General features: G+C 69.5%; 15 protein-coding genes. 9 read left to right on the top strand and 6 right to left on the bottom strand.

Going from position 1 to position 18102, the window contains the following annotated elements; genetic code table 11:
- Positions 1 to 4: 4 nt before the first annotated feature.
- A complete protein-coding gene (locus tag H4281_RS16400) occupies positions 5 to 6520 on the top strand; it encodes a DUF7927 domain-containing protein (protein ID WP_246411913.1) in 6516 nt (2171 codons plus the stop codon).
- Between the two features lie 422 nt (positions 6521 to 6942).
- Here H4281_RS16400 and H4281_RS16395 read toward each other — a convergent pair whose 3' ends face one another.
- Complete coding sequence (locus H4281_RS16395) at positions 6943 to 7518, bottom strand: DUF305 domain-containing protein (protein ID WP_182891784.1); 576 nt, start codon at positions 7516 to 7518, stop codon at positions 6943 to 6945.
- Positions 7519 to 7575: 57 nt separating this feature from the next.
- Positions 7576 to 7962, bottom strand: a complete 387-nt coding sequence (locus tag H4281_RS16390; RefSeq protein WP_182891783.1) for a hypothetical protein — start codon at positions 7960 to 7962, stop codon at positions 7576 to 7578.
- A 215-nt stretch (positions 7963 to 8177) separates the two neighbouring features.
- Between H4281_RS16390 and H4281_RS16385 the strand changes: the two genes are divergently transcribed.
- The 3 genes from H4281_RS16385 (at position 8178) to H4281_RS16375 (ending at position 10930) form a co-directional block, all read left to right on the top strand.
- Positions 8178 to 8801 carry a superoxide dismutase gene (locus H4281_RS16385; RefSeq protein ID WP_182891782.1) on the top strand — a complete coding sequence of 208 codons (624 nt, stop codon included), beginning with the start codon at positions 8178 to 8180 and terminating at the stop codon, positions 8799 to 8801.
- Between the two features lie 390 nt (positions 8802 to 9191).
- Positions 9192 to 10136 carry a winged helix-turn-helix domain-containing protein gene (locus tag H4281_RS16380; protein ID WP_182891781.1) on the top strand — a complete coding sequence of 315 codons (945 nt, stop codon included), beginning with the start codon at positions 9192 to 9194 and terminating at the stop codon, positions 10134 to 10136.
- A 317-nt stretch (positions 10137 to 10453) separates the two neighbouring features.
- Positions 10454 to 10930, top strand: coding sequence for a hypothetical protein (locus tag H4281_RS16375; protein ID WP_220507305.1), 477 nt, complete (start codon positions 10454 to 10456; stop codon positions 10928 to 10930).
- Positions 10931 to 11002: 72 nt separating this feature from the next.
- Here H4281_RS16375 and H4281_RS16370 read toward each other — a convergent pair whose 3' ends face one another.
- From H4281_RS16370 to H4281_RS16360, 3 genes are all read right to left on the bottom strand, one after another.
- The gene (locus H4281_RS16370; protein ID WP_182891779.1) at positions 11003 to 11284 is read right to left on the bottom strand and encodes a DUF3040 domain-containing protein; all 282 of its coding nucleotides are present in this window, start codon (positions 11282 to 11284) and stop codon (positions 11003 to 11005) included.
- 178 nt (positions 11285 to 11462) lie between these two features.
- Entirely contained in the window at positions 11463 to 11729 is a 267-nt protein-coding gene (locus tag H4281_RS16365) for a GlsB/YeaQ/YmgE family stress response membrane protein (RefSeq protein ID WP_009077073.1), read from the bottom strand.
- 122 nt (positions 11730 to 11851) lie between these two features.
- Entirely contained in the window at positions 11852 to 12748 is an 897-nt protein-coding gene (locus tag H4281_RS16360; protein ID WP_182891778.1) for an RNA polymerase sigma-70 factor, read from the bottom strand.
- 151 nt (positions 12749 to 12899) lie between these two features.
- On the opposite strand from H4281_RS16360, the gene H4281_RS16355 reads away from it, so the two are divergent.
- Genes H4281_RS16355 through H4281_RS16335 form a run of 5 tightly spaced genes read left to right on the top strand, consistent with a single transcriptional unit; the run spans position 12900 to position 15977 of the window.
- Positions 12900 to 13523, top strand: a complete 624-nt coding sequence (locus tag H4281_RS16355; RefSeq protein ID WP_182891777.1) for a class I SAM-dependent methyltransferase — start codon at positions 12900 to 12902, stop codon at positions 13521 to 13523.
- A 41-nt stretch (positions 13524 to 13564) separates the two neighbouring features.
- On the top strand, positions 13565 to 13759 hold the full coding sequence (locus H4281_RS16350) for a DUF5708 family protein (RefSeq protein WP_182891776.1): 195 nt from the start codon (positions 13565 to 13567) through the stop codon (positions 13757 to 13759).
- Positions 13756 to 14277: a TetR/AcrR family transcriptional regulator gene (locus H4281_RS16345; RefSeq protein ID WP_182891775.1), complete on the top strand. Its 522-nt coding sequence runs from the start codon at positions 13756 to 13758 to the stop codon at positions 14275 to 14277. The genes H4281_RS16350 and H4281_RS16345 overlap by 4 nt, the downstream gene beginning before the upstream one ends.
- Positions 14278 to 14297: 20 nt before the next feature.
- Positions 14298 to 14828 (top strand): Chromate resistance protein ChrB, encoded by a 531-nt coding sequence (locus H4281_RS16340; protein WP_182891774.1) that lies wholly within the window; start codon positions 14298 to 14300, stop codon positions 14826 to 14828.
- A gap of 9 nt (positions 14829 to 14837) precedes the next feature.
- A complete protein-coding gene (locus H4281_RS16335; protein ID WP_182891773.1) occupies positions 14838 to 15977 on the top strand; it encodes an MFS transporter in 1140 nt (379 codons plus the stop codon).
- A gap of 48 nt (positions 15978 to 16025) precedes the next feature.
- On the opposite strand, the gene H4281_RS16330 is transcribed toward H4281_RS16335, so the two are convergent.
- The gene (locus H4281_RS16330; protein ID WP_182891772.1) at positions 16026 to 18089 is read right to left on the bottom strand and encodes a phosphocholine-specific phospholipase C; all 2064 of its coding nucleotides are present in this window, start codon (positions 18087 to 18089) and stop codon (positions 16026 to 16028) included.
- Positions 18090 to 18102: the final 13 nt, after the last annotated feature.

Raw genomic sequence — 18102 nt, 5'->3', positions numbered from 1 at the left:
TGTGATGGCCCGTAGTTCCGGATTCATGCGCTCCCGCGGGAAGCGCGCCGCCGCGGCGCTCGCGGCGGTTTTCGCTGTCGGAATCGCGAGTGCCGCGCCTGCGATAGGTGCGACCCTGCCGCCCAGCGTCGGCCCGGCGAGCCCGTCGTCGACTTCGACTTCGGCACCGGCTTCGGCGGAGACCAGCCCGGCTCCGTCCAGCACCACCCCGACTACCTCCGCACCGGCCGCCGCACCGCAACCGAGAGCGGCCGAGCCGAGAGGTCTCGGCACTCCGCGCAAAATCGGCCCCGACCCGGCCTTCTCGACGGTCGCCCACGGCGCGATCACGATGGCGTCGAACTCGGTCGTCAGCTGCGGCACCGTGCCGGCGTCCTGCGGGGAGACCGCGAACAACTCCGCCTACGGCTACTGGGTCAAGAGCGATCCGGCCGCGCCGGGCAACACCGCCTCGAGCGCGAACCTGACCGTCCCGCCCGGAGCGACCGTGCTGTCCGCCCGGCTTTACTGGCAGGTCAATCCGATCTCGTCGAACGCCGACTCCGGCGATCCGTCCCGGGCGAACCAGGTCGCGTTCAAAGCGCCGGGCGCCGCGACGTATCAGCGGCTGACCGCCGACACCTACGACTGGTTCGACGCGCTGGGCGGCGGATCCCCGCAGATCACCGCGCACGCGGGCGTCAAGGACGTCACCGATCTGGTCAAACAGGCGGGCGGCGGCTCCTACACCGTGGCCGACCTCCAGGCCTGTCGCGGCAACTCGGCCAACACCGCCAGCAACCTCGGCTGCTGGGGCGGCTGGTCCCTGGTCGTGGCATATCAGCTGGACACCGATCCGCTGCGCTACCTGCAGATCTGGGACGGCTTCGACTGGGTCCGGGGCGGCGGCAGCCCCACCGCCACGAACATCGACCTGAACGGCATCCGCACCCCGGGCGACCACGCTCCCGCGGCCACGCTCGGGGTCGTCGTCGGCGACGGCGACGCCAACATCTCCGGCGACTACCTCGAATTCGGCTGGGACGCCTCGTCGCTGCAGCGGCTCACGCTGCCCGCGCCCGGCGGCACCAGCACGACCAACGCGTTCAGCAGCCGGATCGACCGGGTCACCGCGAGCGGCACCGGCAGCAACGTCGCCGACCGCACGCCGAACCCGGCGAACAACTTCGGCTACGACGCGCGCACGGTCGACGTCACCGGCAAGCTGCCCGCCGGCGCGGACCGGGCGCAGCTGAAGGTCGGGACCACCGGGGACGCGCTCTACCCGCAGACGGTCTGGCTGATGGCCGAGGCCAACGAGCCCAACCTGCAGATCGTCAAGAGCAACGACCCCGAGGGCAACCTCCAGGAACGCCCGCCCGGCTGGGTCGGGCGCGGCGGCGAGATCGCCTACGGGCTCGACATCGCCAACCGGAACCCCGACGGCAGCACGACCAACCTGGACACCGCGACCGGCGTGGTCGTCACCGACACGCTGCCCGCCGGAGTGTCCTATGTGGCCGGTTCGGACCCGCGATGCACGGCGTCCGGCCAAGTCGTCACCTGCACTCTGCCCGATCTGGCCCCGGGACAGAGCACGCACATCGGCTTCCGCGTCACCGTTTCGCCGACGGTCGCCCCTGGCACCCGCCTCGACAACACCGCGTCAGTGGTCTTCCAGGGCAAGCAGACCGGCCGCGAACAGACGCGGACCAGCAACACCGTCCGCAACGTGGTCGCGGCGCCGGACTATACGCTGACCAAGGTCGTGGACAAGGCGAACGCGCTGCCCGGCGACCAGCTGACCTACACCGTCACACTGGACAACACCGGCCACATCGCGGTGCCGCCCACGACCGTCACGGACACGCTCCCGCCCGGCACGACGTTCGTCAGCGCGGACACCGCGAGCGGCACCGTCACCGGCACCGGCCCGCTGCAATGGCACGCGGCGGCGATTCCGGTGGGCGGCCAGGCCACGATGACCGTGCACGTCCGGATCAACGACGCGACCATCGGCGCCACACTGATCAACCGCGCGAAGGTGACCGAAGGCCCGCCGCCGACCGTCCCGCCGGACCGGCAGTGCACGGACGACACCACCGCGTCCTGCGCGGAGACGGTGGTGCCCGGCACGAAAATCGAGATCGCCAAGACCGCCGACAAGGCGTCGGCGAACCCCGGCGACACCGTGAAGTACACGGTCGTCGTGCGCAACACCGGCCAGGTCGCGGCCCGCGGCGCGACCTTCACCGACGACCTGTCGAAGGTCCTCGACGACGCCGTCTACAACAACGACGCCGCTCCCGGTGCCCAAACCTCTTACACCGCACCGAAACTGACCTGGACTGGCGACCTGGCCGTCGGCGCTTCGGCGACGATCACCTACAGCGTCACGGTCAGGAATCCTGATCCGGGCGACCGCAAACTGGTCAACGCGATCACGTCGACGACCCCGGGCAGCAACTGCGCGGCCGGGTCCGCCGACCCCCGGTGCGGCACCACGACGCCGGTCTCCGGAATCCGGATCAGCAAGACCGCCGCTCCCGCCAGCGCCAAGCCCGGCGATACCGTGAAGTACACCGTGACCGTCGCGAACACCGGCCAGACTCCGTTGTCCGGGGCGACTTTCACCGATGATCTGTCGAAGGTGCTGGACGACGCTGTCTACAACGGCGATGCGTCGGCTTCCGCGGGTGCGGTGAGTTATGCGGCACCGCGGCTGACCTGGACCGGCGACATTCCCGTCGGCGGCACCGTGACGGTGACCTACTCGGCGAAGGTCAACAATCCGGACACCGGGGACCACAGGCTGGTCAACGCCGTCACGTCCACGACTCCGGGGAACAACTGCGCCGCCGGCTCGACCGACCCGGTGTGCTCTACGACGACTCCCGTGTCCGGGATGCGGATCGAGAAGAAGGCCGACAAGCAGTCCGCGAATCCCGGCGATCAGGTGACGTACACGGTCGTTGTCGCGAACACTGGCCAGACTCCGTTGTCCGGGGCGACTTTCACTGATGATTTGTCGAAGGTGCTGGACGATGCCGGGTATGCCGGTGACGCGTCGGCGTCGGTGGGTTCGGTGGCTTACGCCGCGCCTCGGCTGACCTGGACCGGTGATCTCCCGGTGGGTGCTTCGGCGACGGTGACCTACAGCGTCACCGTGAAGAATCCCGTGACCGGCGACCACAAGCTCGTCAACACGATCACCTCGACGACTCCAGGCAACAACTGTGTCGCCGGTTCGACGGATCCGGCGTGTTCGACCACGACGCCGGTGTCCGGGATCGAGTTCGCCAAGACGGTCGACAAGACCAGCGCGAACCCGGGCGATCCGGTCCGGTACACCGTGACCGTCCGCAATACTGGGCAGACTCCGTTGTCCGGTGCGACTTTCACTGATGATCTGTCGCAGGTGCTGGACGACGCTGTCTACAACGGCGACGGGTCGGCCTCAGCGGGTTCGGTGGCTTACGCCGCGCCTCGGCTGACCTGGACCGGCGACCTTCCGGTCGGCGGTTCGGCGACGGTGACCTACAGCGTCACGGTGAAGAATCCCGTGACCGGCGACCACAAGCTGATCAACACGATCACCTCCGCCACCCCGGGCAGCAACTGCGCGGCCGGGTCGGCCGATCCCCGGTGCGGCACCACGACGCCGGTGTCGGGAATGCGGATCGCCAAGTCCGCCGACCGGGACCAGGTCGTGCCCGGCGACAAGGTGACCTACACGATCACCGTCACCAACACCGGCCAAACCCCGTTGCCCGGCGCGACTTTCACCGACGACCTGTCCCAGGTGCTGGACGACGCCGGCTACAACAACGATGCCGCGCCTGCCGCGCAGGTCTCTTACACCGCACCGAAACTGACGTGGACCGGCGACCTGCCGGTCGGCGGTTCCGCGACGGTGACCTACAGCGTCACGGTCAAGAACCCGGATCCGGGGGACAAGAAGCTCCACAACGTCGTCACGTCCTCGACACCTGGCACCAACTGCCCGCCGGGTTCCGCCGATCCGTCCTGCTCGACCACGACGCCGGGCAAGGAACTGACGGTCGCCAAGACTGTCGACAAGCAGACCGCCAACCCCGGCGACAAAGTCACCTACACCGTGAAGGTGACCAACACCGGCCAGGTCCCGCTGCCGGACGCGAGCTTCACCGATGATCTGTCGCAGGTGCTGGACGACGCCGGCTACAACAACGACGCGTCCGCTTCAGCGGGCTCGACGACTTACACCGCACCCCGGTTGACGTGGACGGGCGACCTGCCGGTGGGAGCCTCGGCGACGGTGACCTACAGCGTCACCGTGCACAATCCGATCTCCGGCGACCACCAGTTGCGCAACACGGTCAGCACACCCGTGCCCGGCAACTGCGAACCCGGTTCGACGGACCCGAAGTGCTCGACCCTGACCCCGCTGCCGGGCATGACGATCGAGAAGAAGGTCGACAGGCCGTCGGCGAACCCCGGGGACAAGGTCACCTACACAGTGACTGTCACGAACACCGGCAAGACTCCGTTGCCTGGCGCGACCTTCACCGACGACCTTTCGAAGGTCCTCGACGACGCTGTCTACGGCGGCGACGCGGCAGCTTCTGCCGGTGCGGTGACCTACGCTGCCCCTCGCTTGACCTGGACCGGCGACTTGCCGATCGGCGCTTCGGCCACGGTGACCTACAGCGTCACCGTGAAGAACCCGGCGGGCGGCGACCACCGGTTGACGAACGTCGTCACGTCGGACACTCCGGGCGGGAACTGCCCGCCGGGATCGACGGACCCGCGCTGTGGCACGACGACGCCGGTCTCCGGCATCGCGATCAGCAAGGTCGCGGATCCCGCTAGCGCGAACCCGGGCGGCACCGTGAAGTACACCGTGGTCGTGCGCAACACCGGCCAGACTTCGTTGTCCGGCGCGACCTTCACGGACGATCTGTCGAAGGTCCTCGACGACGCCGCCTACAACGGCGACGCGACCGTTTCTGTCGGTGTGGTGACCTATGCTGCTCCTCGATTGACGTGGACTGGCGATCTCGCAGTGGGCGCTTCGGGGACGGTGACTTACAGCGTGACCGTGGCGAAGCCGGTGAAGGGCGACCACCGGCTGACGAACGTGGTGGTGTCGGATACGCCGGGGTCGAACTGCCCGCCAGGGTCGACGGACCCGCAGTGCGGGACGACGACTCCGGTCTCGGGCATGGATATCTCGAAGGTCGTGGACAAGAAGGAGGTGAAGCCTGGGGACAAGGTCACGTACACGGTGACGGTGCGGAACACCGGTCAGACTGTGTTGTCTGGTGCGACGTTCACGGATGACCTGTCGAAGGTCCTCGACGACGCCGCTTACGGCAATGATGCTTCGGCTTCGGTCGGTTCGGTGAGTTTTGCGGCTCCGCGGTTGACGTGGACGGGCGATTTGCCGGTCGGTGCCACCGCGACGGTCACCTACAGCGTCACGGTGAACACCCCCGTCAAGGGTGATTTCAAGCTGGCGAACGTGGTCACGTCGGACACACCCGGCGGTAACTGCCCGCCTGGATCCACCGACCCTCGGTGCGGGACGACGACTCCGGTCGCTGGCCTGGACATCACGAAGGTGGCGGACAAGAAGGACGTCAAGCCGGGGGAGAAGGTCACCTACACGGTGACGGTGAAGAACACCGGCCAGATCGTCCAAACGGGAGCGACGTTCACCGACGACCTGTCGAAGGTCCTCGACGACGCCGCTTACGGCGATGATGCTTCGGCTTCGGTCGGTTCGGTGAGTTATGCGGCTCCGCGGTTGACGTGGACGGGCGATTTGCCGGTCGGCGCCACCGCGACGGTCACCTACAGCGTCACGGTCAACAACCCGGTGAAGGGCGACCACACGCTGGCGAACGTCGTCACGTCGGACACCCCGGGCACGAACTGCCCGCCGGAGTCGAAGGATCCGCGATGCGGAACCACGACACCGGTCGCGGGCCTGATCCTGGAGAAGAAGGCAAGCGTCACCGAGGCGAAGGCGGGAGACCAGGTCACCTACACCGTGACCGCGAAGAACACCGGTCAGACGGACCTGAAGGATGCCACCTTCACCGACGACCTGACCGGCGTCCTCGCCAACGCGGCCTACAACAACGACGTGACCGCCTCGACCGGCTCGACGACCTACACGGCACCGCGCCTGACCTGGACGGGAGACCTGCCGCTGGGTGCGATCGCGACGGTCACCTACAGCGTGAAGGTCAAGACCCCCATCGGCGCCGGGCAGAGCCTCCGCAACGTCATTTCCTCGACCACGCCAGGCACCAACTGCCCCGACGCCTCCACCGACGAGCGATGCGAGACGACCACCCCGCTCACGAAGACCCCGCCGACGCCGCCGGCCCCGCCGACAGCCCCGCCGACGCCGCCGGTTCAGCCGCCATCGCCGAAACCGCCGCTGGCGTCCACCGGCGTGGTGCTGATCCCGGTGGGAATCGCGGCGATCGCGCTGCTGGCCGCTGGTGGAGTACTGCTGCTGATCTCCCGTCGCCGCCGCTCCCGCCCATGACCGGCTGACGGTGGCCGGGCCTGCCGCGGTGGGGCGGGCCCGGCCACCGTCAGCGGACTCACCTAGGTGAGTCCGCTGACGAGCGCCATCAGACCCCGGAGGACCACACCACGCCGCACAGCAGGGCCGATCGAGCTCCGGTGCCCGGCAGCACCCCGTGTCTCTTAGTGGTCCTGGTTTGGTGCGCGTCGACGGCAGCGCCATGCTGTCCTGACGGCTCTGGCGCTCGCGCTGTCAGCCTGTGTCTTTTAGTGGTCCTGGTTTGGTGCGCGTCGACGGCAGGGCCATGCCGCCCAACGGCTCCGGCACCCGCGCCGTCTCCCTGTGTCCCTCAGCGGTCTCGGCCCGTCGCGCATCGATATCCGCAGTGCCACGAAGCAGCGGCACCGGAGCCGCCCGACCGACTCCGGTGCCCCGCCCCATCAGCCCTTCATCAGCCCCCGCATCTCGGCGATCTCCGCCTCCTGCGCGTCGATGATCCGCTGCGCCAGCGCCTTCGCCCCGGCATCCGCCCCCTGGGCCAGTTCCGTCTTCGCCATCTCGACCGCCCCCTGATGGTGCTTGATCATCATGTCCAGCCACGACCGGTCGAAGGCCGGGCCTCGGGCGGCGTCGAGGCTTTTCATGTCGGCGTCGGACATCATGCCGGTCATCGTGTGGTCACCGGACATTTCGTGGCCGCCGGGCATGGAGTGGCTGGTCGCGGCGACGCCCCAAGCCTTCAGCCAGCCTTGCATTTGCCGGATTTCCGGGTCCTGCGCCCGGTCGATCCGGCCCGCGAGGTCGACGACCTTCGGGTCGCTGCTGCGCGCCGGCACCATTTTCGCCATCTCCAGCGCCTGCTGGTGGTGCGGGATCATCTGCTGGGCGAACGTGACGTCAGCGGCGTTGTGTCCCGCTTGCGAGCTGGGTGCGGGGGCGGGCGATTCCGGGCCGCTGCACGCGCCGAGCAGCAGCGACGCGGTCAGCACGGCACCGCTGAAAAAGATTTTGCGCACGAAAAAACCTTCTCTCAAAAGGGAAATTGCGAGGAAAGACCGGAAAGGAAATACCGATCAGGTCCGCAGCACGCAGAGAGAAGTCAGGACGGCCCGGCCCCGTCTGTCGGGTGGGCGGTCGGCGGCGGGGGAGCCGCGGGTGCCGTCGAAAACGGCCTTTGCCGCGGTGTAGCGGCGGAAGACCAGCAGGCCCAGGACGAGCGCGCCTGCCGCGTACAGAACCGCGAGGCAGAGGTGCAGCATCGAGTGTTCGCCAGCGGGCATGCCGGAGTCGACGGCTGGGCCAACCGGGGCCGGGGTGACGGAGTGCGCCTCGACGGACATCTGGCTCGTCATGGCATGCCCGGCACCCGGCGAAGGCACGTGGTGCATCACGGCGACGCCCAGGGCCAATGCGAGCAGCAGCAGCACCCGCTGCACGCTGCCGAGCCGGGACGGTGCCATGGGAGCAACCGTACCTGGCGCCGGGGAACCGGGGCGGGGCGCACGAAGCGGTCACGCTGAGTGGTCGGCGAAAGCGGCCCGATACTGGAAGTTGAACATTCACTCAAGCAGGTTCCAGCCCGTGGCCCGGAGGCCGCCCCCGCTCGCCCGGGGCGCGGGTGTGCTACTAGGTTCGAGGGGGCAAGACTTGATGTCGAAGACAGAAGGAGGGCCCCATGGCCCGGTACGAGCTGCCCGAACTCGACTACGACTACGGTGCCCTCGCGCCGCACATCTCCGGTGAGATCAACGAGCTGCACCACAGCAAGCACCACGCGACCTACGTGAAGGGCGCGAACGACACGCTGGACAAGCTCGCCGCCGCGCGGGAGGCGGGCGATTTCGGCTCGATCGTGGGCCTGGAGACGACGCTGGCGTTCAACCTGGCCGGGCACGCCAACCACGTGGTGTGGTGGAAGATCCTCTCGCCGGAGGGCGGGGACAAGCCGACCGGCGAGCTGGCCGCGGCGATCGACGAGGCGTTCGGCTCGTTCGACAAGTTCAAGGCCCAGTTCACCGCCGTGTCCACCACGATCCAGGGCAACGGGTGGGGCGCGCTGTCGTGGGACCCGATCGGCAAGACGCTGATCACCCAGCAGCTGCGCGACCACCACAACAACCTGATCCTGCCGACCACGCCGATCCTGCTGGTCGACGTGTGGGAGCACGCGTTCTACCTGGACTACAAGAACGTGAAGCCGGACTACGTCAACGCCCTGTGGAACATCTTCAACTGGGCCGAGATCAGCAAGCGCTTCGACAACGCCGTCGCCGGCGGCAACGGCCTCCTGCTCGGCTGAGCCCGACGCACTGAAGGCACCGGAAACGGGGTCCGGCCCACGGGGCCGGGCCCCGTTTCGCGGGTTCGGGCGCATTAGTCGCCCGGCTGGGGGAAATCGCTGCGGCAAATGTCGGGAACTGCTGGTCCGCCGGCACTCCGCCGCGCCGCCCGCTCGCCCGGAAGCCCGCCTGCACAGCCTGGATCCGGGTGCATCCGGGCGTGCACGCCGCACGCGCGCCGAATGCGGATGCCGATTAGCGCGACTGACAGTCCGCGGAAGGGCCACCTGATTCAGCGAGATTCGCTCGCATTCGGTGGGTTCTTTCCCCCGATCGAACAATCGCCTGGACAGCGGAGCATTCGCGCGGCACCCTGGAAGTGCAACCATGTCGGGGGGCAGGGGGAGCACATGGCGTTGCGCATTCATTTCACCGACGACGATTTCGGCCGGACGAGGCGGCGCACCGGCCCCGATCCGCTGTGGGAACTGGTGCTGAGCCTCACCGCGCTGCAGAGCCGCCGCCCGGCGGGCGGGCTGCGGGTCTGGTCCGCGCGTGCCCGCAAGCAGCTTCGCCGGGAGGGGCTGCTTCCGCAACCCCGTCCGGTGCCCGCGCTGGAGTTCCGCAACCGGGCCGTCAAGGCGCTGCCGTCCGGCGGGCAGTCCGGCGGCGGCGAAGCGGCGGTCCGCCGCACGGGGGTGCTGAGACCGGCGGAGCGGCGGCGGGAGATCGGCCCGGTCGCGGGCGACGGCGTCGTGCGCGTGGAGAAAACGAGTCTGCGCGCCGACCTTCAGACGTTCTTCGTGCACGGGGTCGCGCCGTCGTGGGTCGGGGAACTGGCGGACGGGGCGCGTGCGCTGCTCGGGTCGGCGCTCACGTCGTACGGCCTCGCGCGGCAGACGCCGGCCGTCCGCACCGAACAGGCCGGAGCGGCGATTCCCTGGGAGCGCACGGAATTCTCCGGCGAGCCTCTCGCGGACCGCAGTGTCTACTTCGGAGGGTTGCTCGTGATCCCGGCCTATTTCCGCGTCGTGGAACCGGATCCGGCGACCGGACCAGAGCCGCCGGTGGTACTGGTCCGGTCCGCGGAGCGCGCGCTCACCTCGGGCGATACCGCCCAGGACCCGCTGCCGGACCTGCTCGGCGCGACCCGTGCCCGCGCGCTGCACGCGCTGGCGGTCCCGCTGTCCACCGCCGAACTGGCCGGGGAGATCGGCGTGACCCCGGTCGCCGCGAGCAAGCACGCGGGTGTTCTGCGCCGCGCGGGATTGGTGGAGAGCCAGCAGGACGGGAAGACCGTCCGGCACGCGGTGACGGCCACCGGACAGGCGTTGCTGAGCGCGTCCGGCGGGTGACGGGGAATGATTGTGCGCGCCGGGGAGAATTCCACGTACTAACGGAAGACGGCGGCAATAAACGACGTGTCAGCACGATCGGCTGACGGCTCGGTACTGAGCGCTTCCGTCGGTGCGGAATGGCGCGCGGATCGCCGATCCGGCTGCGGCATCGGGGTTGCCTCGGTGTGTCGTTACCCACGAATGAGTGAAAAGAACGGGTGAAATCGGACATCGTCCAGGTTTCGATTGCCCACGGCGGGCGCTCTTTCCTGCGACTTGGGCACAGTTGTCCGCAAACCCTGCCAAGATCCCGGTTTTCGCGGCATTCTCGGGGCATGGCTTCTGGTGGTTTCCGCGCGTCCGCGGTGCGCGGGCGCGTGTTCCTCCTTTCCGTCCTGGCCGCGGCCGTCGCGGTCTCGGCGGTGGCCGGGCTGTGCCTGGGGCTGTGGATCCACCGGCAGGGCTCGGCGGCGATCGCCCGTGCGCCCGGCCGGTCCGTCGTCGCCTCCGTCGAGCCCGGATCCGGCGCGCTGCGCGGGAGCGAGGGCGCCGCGATGCCCGACACGCGGCGCGTCACGTGGACCGCACCGGACGGCGGCGTCGAGCAAGCGGACATCCCGCTGCGCTCCGACCCGGCGGCGCGCGGCCTGACCCGCGTCCGCGTCGACGCACGGGGCCAGCTCCGGTCCTCGTCGCCGGACCGCCTCGACGTGCTGTCGGTGTCGGTGATCACGACGATCGCCTGGGAACTGGTTACCGCGATAGCGGGATTCGCGCTGTACCGCCGGTTCGCGCGAGGACGCGCCGCCTGAGAGACCGCCGACCGCGCCCACTGCTCCCGGACTTCGGCATCGCGTGCCGGACCGTCGGCGCGGGGCGGGACGTCAGCGCCAGTGACAGCGGTAGAACCAGACGATCGCGAGCGGAATCGCCGTCGTGAGCACCGCGCCCACCGCGATCGGCGCCACCGAGCCCATCCCGAACCCGACCACCAGGGTGACCAGCCCGGTCAGGAACACGCTGAGCACTCCGAGTGCGGCCGCGGCGAAGGTGACCGCGGGCATCGGGCGGAACTTCTCGAACCGGCGGGCAAGGCGTGGATTTTCCTGGGCGAGGCAGCGCTCGATCTCGTCCAGCTGATGTTGTTCGTGGTCGCGCAGCGCCATCGTCCGCTCCGCCCGTCGACCTTGCCGGGACTTTCTCCGCTGATTCTGCCACGAAACGCGGCCGGAATCCGGGGCTGAGTTCGATTCGAAGCCCCGTGCGGGTGAGCCGGCGGACGGGGCGAACCCTCGGCGGAGCGAGGGCGGCCCGCCGCACTCGGCAGCGGGCCGCCGGTGCGGGTCAGTCGCGGCGGCGGCCGCCCACGATGAGCCGGTAGCCGGTCAGGATGACCAGCGCGCCGAGCACCGCGAGACCCCACGTGCGCAGGTCGAAGAACGTCCCGAGCTGGGTGTGGAACAGCGTTTTGCCGATCCAGCCGCCCACGAACGCGCCTCCGATCCCGAGCAGGATGGTGATGATGCAGCCGCCCGGGTCCTTGCCCGGCATGAGGGCCTTCGCGATCAATCCGGCGATCAGGCCCAGCACGATCCAGCTGACAACGCCCACGTCGGTCCTCTCCTCGGTACGGCGGCGGCCCGTCGGGCCGCCCCTGGCCGGACCAGGATGGCATGGTCCGACCGGGTGGCGCGCGCCAGTGCCGGGGCTACTGTCCGTAGCACCGGCGGAAGTCAGCGGCGAAGGGCCGTTTCCGTGTCCATGTGCGACAGCTTCGCCGGATTCCGCACCGCGTACAGGCCGGTGATCTTGCCCTCGTCGATGCGCAGCGTGAGCACGGTGTCGACCTCGCCGTCGAGCTTCAGCACCAGCGCCGGGTGCCCGTTGACCTGCGTCGGACGCAGCGGCTCGGGGAGCCGGACGTGCCCGGCGGCCAGCAGCCGCGCGACCTTGTCCGCGCCGACGATCGGCCGCGGCACCGCCTGTTTGACGCCGCCGCCGTCGCCGAGGAAGACGACGTCCGGTGCGAGCAGATCCAGCAGCCCTTGCAGGTCGCCGGTTTCGACGGCCTTCTGGAACGCGTCGAGCGCGCCGCGGGTCTCGGCGGGCGTGACGTCGCCGCGCGGACGGCGGGCCGAGACGTGCGACCGCGCCCGGTGCCCGATCTGCCGCACCGCGGCCGGGGTTTTGCCGACGGCTTCGGCGATTTCGTCGTAGGGCACGTCGAAGACCTCGCGCAGCACGAACACCGCGCGCTCGGTCGGCCGCAGCGTTTCGAGCACCAGCAGCATCGCCATCGAGACGCTGTCGGCGAGTTCGACGTCCTCGGCGACGTCCGGCGCGGTGAGCAGCGGCTCGGGCAGCCAGGTGCCGACGTAGGACTCCTTGCGCCTGCCGAGCGTGCGCAGCCGGGTCAGCGCCTGGCGGGTGGTGATCCGGACCAGGTAGGCGCGGTGCTCGCGGATCTCCTCGAGGTTGACCCCGGCCCACTTGAGCCAGGTTTCCTGCAGCACGTCCTCGGCGTCGGCGGCCGAGCCGAGCATCTCGTAGGCCACGGTGAACAGCAGGTTCCGGTGGGCGAGGAAGGTCTCGGTGGCGAGGTCCGGGCTCGCTTCGCCGGGCGCTGTCATGGGTGGCTCCTTCGCGTTCTGGGCTCGATCGGCCATAGGACGCCGGCCGCCGGGAGTTTGTGACATCAGGTCCGGCCGGCGTCGTAGTCGAAGCCCCTCACGGGATGCGAGGGTAGCCGGAGAGGACCTCGGCGGAGAGGAGTTCGCGACGATGGCGGAACGGGGACCGGACTGGCTGCGGCGGACGTGGGACGAGGCCGCGCCGCGCTACGACCGGGACATCGCGTGGTTCGAGCGGGCGCTGCTGGCCGACGGCCGCGAATGGGTGTGCGGGCAGGCCTCGGGAGAGGTGCTGGAGGTCGCCGTGGGGACCGGCCGGAATCTGCCGTTGTACCCGCCGGACGTGCGGTTGACCGGGATCGACCTCAGCCCGTCGATGCTGGACCTCGCCCGCCGCCGGGCCGCCGAGACCGGCCGCGAGGCGACGCTGACCGAGGCCGACGCGCAGTCTCTTCCCTTCCCGGACAGCGCATTCGACACGGTCGTCTGCACGCTCGGGCTGTGCGGCGTCCCGGACGAACGCGGCGCGATCGCGGAGATGCACCGGGTGCTTCGGCCGGGCGGGCGGTTGTTGCTGCTGGACCACGTCGGCAGCCATCGCCGGTTCGTTCTCGCTGGTCAGCGGCTCCTGGAGAAGCTGACCGTGTCCCGGCTGGGGGACTACCTGACGCGCCGGCCGCTGCCGTTGCTCGCCGCGGCAGGCTTCGAAGTGGAGCGGGCGGAGCGGAGCAAGGCCGGGATCGTCGAGCGGGTGGCCGCGCGGAAAGCCGGCTGAGCCTGTACGGTCGTATTGTACGTTCGTATAGGAGGGGTGCGATGAACGGCGCGAGGGGACAGGTCCTGGTCGGCGTGCTGATGGTGGTCGTCGGTGCGGTGCTGTACTTCGGGTTCCACGACGTCGAGACGCCGGTGATCGGGTTGCGGCAGGTCGGCGTGGTCGTGGGAGTGCTCGGGGTGCTTGAGCTGATCGCGGTCGCGTGGCGGGCGCGCACGGGGGCGTCCCGGCGGTGAAGCGTGCCGCCCACGTGCTCGATGCGGTGCTGAATGTGCTGGCCGAGCAGGGAATCGGCGCGCTCAGCGTGCGGACGGTCGCCGCGGCGGCGGGTGTTTCCCCAGCGCAGGTGCAGTACTACTACCGGACGAAGAACGACCTCGTGCGCGCCGGTTTCGAGTACGCGGGCGAGCAGTTCCTGGCCGAAATCGAAGCGGCGCAACCGAAATCGATCGCCGGTTTCGTCGAACTGTGGCTGCCGCTGGACGAACCGCGCGCGCGGCGGGCCAGGGTGTGGCTCGCGTACGCGGCGGCGGCCGTCGTGGATCCGGTGCTGCAGAAGGAAAACGCGAACCTCGACCGTGAACTGCGGCAGTGGTGTGTCGACGCTGGGTTGTCCGAGAACGTGGCGGCGCAGGTGCTCGCGATGATCGACGGCGTGACGCTGCAGTGTCTCTCGCTGCCGATGGCGGAGCGTCAGGCGCTAGCGGATCGAACGGTCGGCGCGTTCCTGGCGGCGCTACCTGGGCAGATGTAACACGTGATACATTCAGTGCTGTGGCAGGCGACAAGTGGCTGGTGCTGGTGGTGCGGGTGCCGTCCGGACCGTCGCGGCATCGGGTCGCCGTGTGGCGTGAGCTGCGGCGGGTAGGCGCGTTGTCGCTCGGGCAGGGCGCCTGGGCGGTGCCGGACGTGCCCGGGTTCGCCGGTGGCGTCGCGCGGGTCGGCGAACTGGCCGAACGCGGCGGGGGCGAGGTGATCACGCTCGACGCCGCGGAACGGGACGGTTCGCGCCTGGTGGAGCTGTTCACCGCCGAGCGGGAAGAGGAGTGGGCGGAGTTCCTTGCCGACTGCGGGAAGTTCGACGCCGAGATCGACAAGGAAATCCGGATCGGCAAGTTCACGATGGCCGAACTGGAAGAGGAAGAGCAGAGCCTCGAGCGGTTGCGGCGGTGGCATCGGGATCTGAAGGCGAGGGACGTGTTCGGCGCGCCTTCGGCGGTGGAGGCCGAGCAGCGGCTGCAGCACTGCGCAGAGCGGCTCGCGGACTACACCGAGCAGGTTTTCCAAGCCCTGCACCAGATGTGAAGGTTTCCGATGCGTTCTGCTGAGCTGCGTCCGCTGTACGCCGCCGGGTTCGTCACCGCGTTCGGGGCACACAGCATCGCCGCCAGCCTCGGCGCGTACACGCACGGCGATTCCTTGCTGACCCTGGGATTGCTGCTCGCGGTCTACGACGGCGCCGAGGTCGTGCTGAAGCCGGTGTTCGGCTCGCTGGCCGACCGGATCGGGCCGCGGCCGGTCCTGCTCGGCGGGTTGCTGGCGTTCGCGCTCGCGTCCGCGGCCTTCGTGGTCGCGGGAAACCCGGCGGCGGTCGGGCTGGCACGGTTCGGTCAGGGCGCGGCCGCGGCAGCCTTCTCGCCTGCTGCCGGGGCGCTCGTCGCGCGGTTGTCGCCGACGAAACGGCAGGGTCGCGCGTTCGGCGGTTACGGCGCGTGGAAGAGCATCGGGTACACGCTGGGCCCGTTGCTCGGCGGCGTGCTGATCGCACTGGGCGGGTTTTCCTTGCTGTTCGGCACGCTGGCGGTGCTGGCCTTCGTGGTCGCCGGGTGGGCCGCGCTGGCGGTGCCCGCGCCGGAACCGTTGCCGCGGCAGCGTCAGACCGTTCTCGACCTGGCCCGCCGGCTCGCTGAACCTGGGTTCTTGCGGCCGACCGCGGTGCTGGCCGGAACGACCGGCGCGCTCGCGGTGGGCGTCGGATTCCTGCCGGTCACCGGGGCGGCGAGCGGACTTGGCACAGTGGCGACCGGCGCGGTGGTGTCGGTGCTGGCGTTGTGCTCCGCGCTGGTGCAGCCGTGGGCCGGGCGGCTCCGGGACGCCGGGCGGATCCCCGACGGGTGGGGGATGGCAGGCGGGCTGCTGCTGACCGCCGCCGGGCTGGCATTGGGCGCGTTCGTGCCGGGTGTCGTGGGGGTGGTGGCCGCGGCCGTGGCGATCGGCGTCGGGGTCGGGGCGGCGACGCCGATCGGGTTCGCGCATCTGGCCGGTTCCGCACCGAAGGAACGTCTCGGGCAGACGATGGGGGCGGCCGAGGTCGGCCGGGAACTGGGCGACGCGGGCGGACCGCTGCTGGTCGGCGCGATCGCGTCGGCGGCGACGTTGGCGGCGGGGTTCGGCGGGCTGGCGGCTGTACTGGCCGCGGTCGTCTTGCTCGTGGCTGGCTTCCGAAAGCCGTGAGGGGACCCTGGGGGAATCTCAGTCCCTCAGGGTTCCCTTCACGAGCGATCAGCTTGTCGCGATGGCGGGGTCGCTTGTGGAGGGTTGGCCAGTCTCCGCGTGGCCGGCGAACCGCCGGACGTACTGCCCGTCGTGATCCGCCTTCACCGTGATGTCGTACCAGCCGTCGGCCACGCCCCACTTCGGCACCGCGCGTGACGTGCCAGGGGCGAGCGTGTACTGGTAAGCCTCGGCGGGCGCGTATGCGTCGACGCCGGTGAAGGTGACTGTCCGGCTGGTCGGGTTCGTAAAGGTCACCGTCACATAGCCCGCGTCGTGCCGTGCGGTGACTTCCGGGCCCAAGCCGCCGATTGTCCCGGCCTGTTCGCGGAGCCAGCCGTTCGGGCCGAAAACCGAGTACTGGTACCAATCTCCCGCGCCGCTCGGCAGGTGCCAGCTGTCGGAAACCGACTTGTGGCCTTCCACGGTGTACGGCCACGGCCCGTCCGAGCGCATCCGGGACGTCACGTGGAATCCCGCTCCGGCGTCGCCGAGGTTGGTGAAGGTGAGGTACATCCGGCCGTCGCGGGCTTCGGTGTCCGCGGCCAGGTCGTACGGCAGCGCGCGGGCTTTGCGGGCGCCGGGTTCCTGCTTCGGGAGCGAACCGTTCGACGGCGGCACCGGGTGGTAGGTCGGCGGGGTGCTGTGGTCGGCGGGCGGCTGGTAGTCGCCGGTGCCGGGCAACGCCGGGACGCCGCTGTTGGCCCCGGTGAAGTCGAACGCGGACGTGAGGTCCCCGCACACCGCGCGGCGCCACGGCGAAATGTTCGGGTTGTGCACGCCGAATCGCTTTTCCACGAACTGGATCAGCGAGGTGTGGTCGAAAGTCTGCGAACAGACCCAGCCGCCGGTGCTCCACGGCGAGACCGCCAGCAGCGGCACGCGCGGGCCGAGTCCGTAAGGCATCCCCTTGGTGTACGACGCGGCCGCGCCGCTCTCGTACCATTCCCCGGCGACGCTCGCCGTCGATTTGCCCCAGTTCGCGTCGCGCGGCGGATACGGCGGGACGACGTGGTCGAAGAATCCGTCGTTCTCGTCGTAGGTGATGAGCAGGACGGTTTTGCTCCACACCTCCGGGTTCGAGGTGAGCGCGTCGAGCACGCCGGAGACATACCAGGCGCCGTAATTGGCGGGCCACGCCGGATGTTCGCAGTACGCTTCCGGGGCCACGATCCAGGAAACCTGCGGCAGGCGGTCCGCCTTGACGTCCGAGGTGAGGTGGTCGAAGAAACCGTCGCCCGCGGCGGCCCGCGTTCCGGTGCGCGCCTTGTCGTAGAGCGGCGTGCCTGGAGCGGATTTCTGGTACTGGGTCAGGTAAAGCAAGGAGTTGTCGCCGTAATTGCCGATGTACGCGTCATCGGTCCAGCCCCACTTGTGCTCCTTGTCGAGACCGTTGCCGACGTCCTGGTAGATCTTCCACGAAACCCCGGCCTTTTCCAGGATTTCCGGGAAGCTGGTCCAGCCGTAGCCGGATTCTTCATTCCCCAGCACCGGTCCGTTGCCCGAACCGTCGTTTCCGGTCCAGCCGGTGTACATGTAGTACCGGTTCGGGTCGGTCGAGGACAGCATCGAGCAGTGATAGCCGTCGCAAATGGTGAACGCGTCGGCGAGCGCGTAGTGGAACGGGATGTCCTTGCGCGTCAGATACGCCATCGTGGTGCTGGTTTTCGCCGGGATCCACTTGTCCCACCGGCCGGTGCTCCACGCGGTGTGCGTGCCGTTCCAGTCGTGGTTGAGGTCCTCGATGAAGGTGAGGCCCAGGTTGTCCTCGGCGGGCCGGAACGGCAGTGTCTCAGCACCGGAGGAGTCGGCCTGGTTCCACACCGGTTTCCCGTTCGGCAGCGAAACCGGCCGGGGGTCGCCGAAGCCGCGGACGCCGTTGAGGGTCCCGAAATAGTGGTCGAAAGACCGGTTTTCCTGCATCAGCACGACAACGTGCTCGACGTCCGCGAGAGTGCCGGTGCGCACGGCGGCCGGCACCGAAGCCGCCCGCGCGATGCTCGCGGGCAGAGCCGTGCCGGCGGCGGTGGCGGCGGCGAGTTGCATGAATCGGCGACGGCTGACCGATGACATCGGTGTCTCCTGG

Origin of the sequence: Amycolatopsis dendrobii, from assembly GCF_014145675.1 — a bacterium.
GTDB lineage: Bacteria > Actinomycetota > Actinomycetes > Mycobacteriales > Pseudonocardiaceae > Amycolatopsis > Amycolatopsis dendrobii.
The sequence above is the reverse complement of the archived record's forward strand: the minus strand, read 5'-3'. Positions and strand labels throughout refer to the sequence as shown.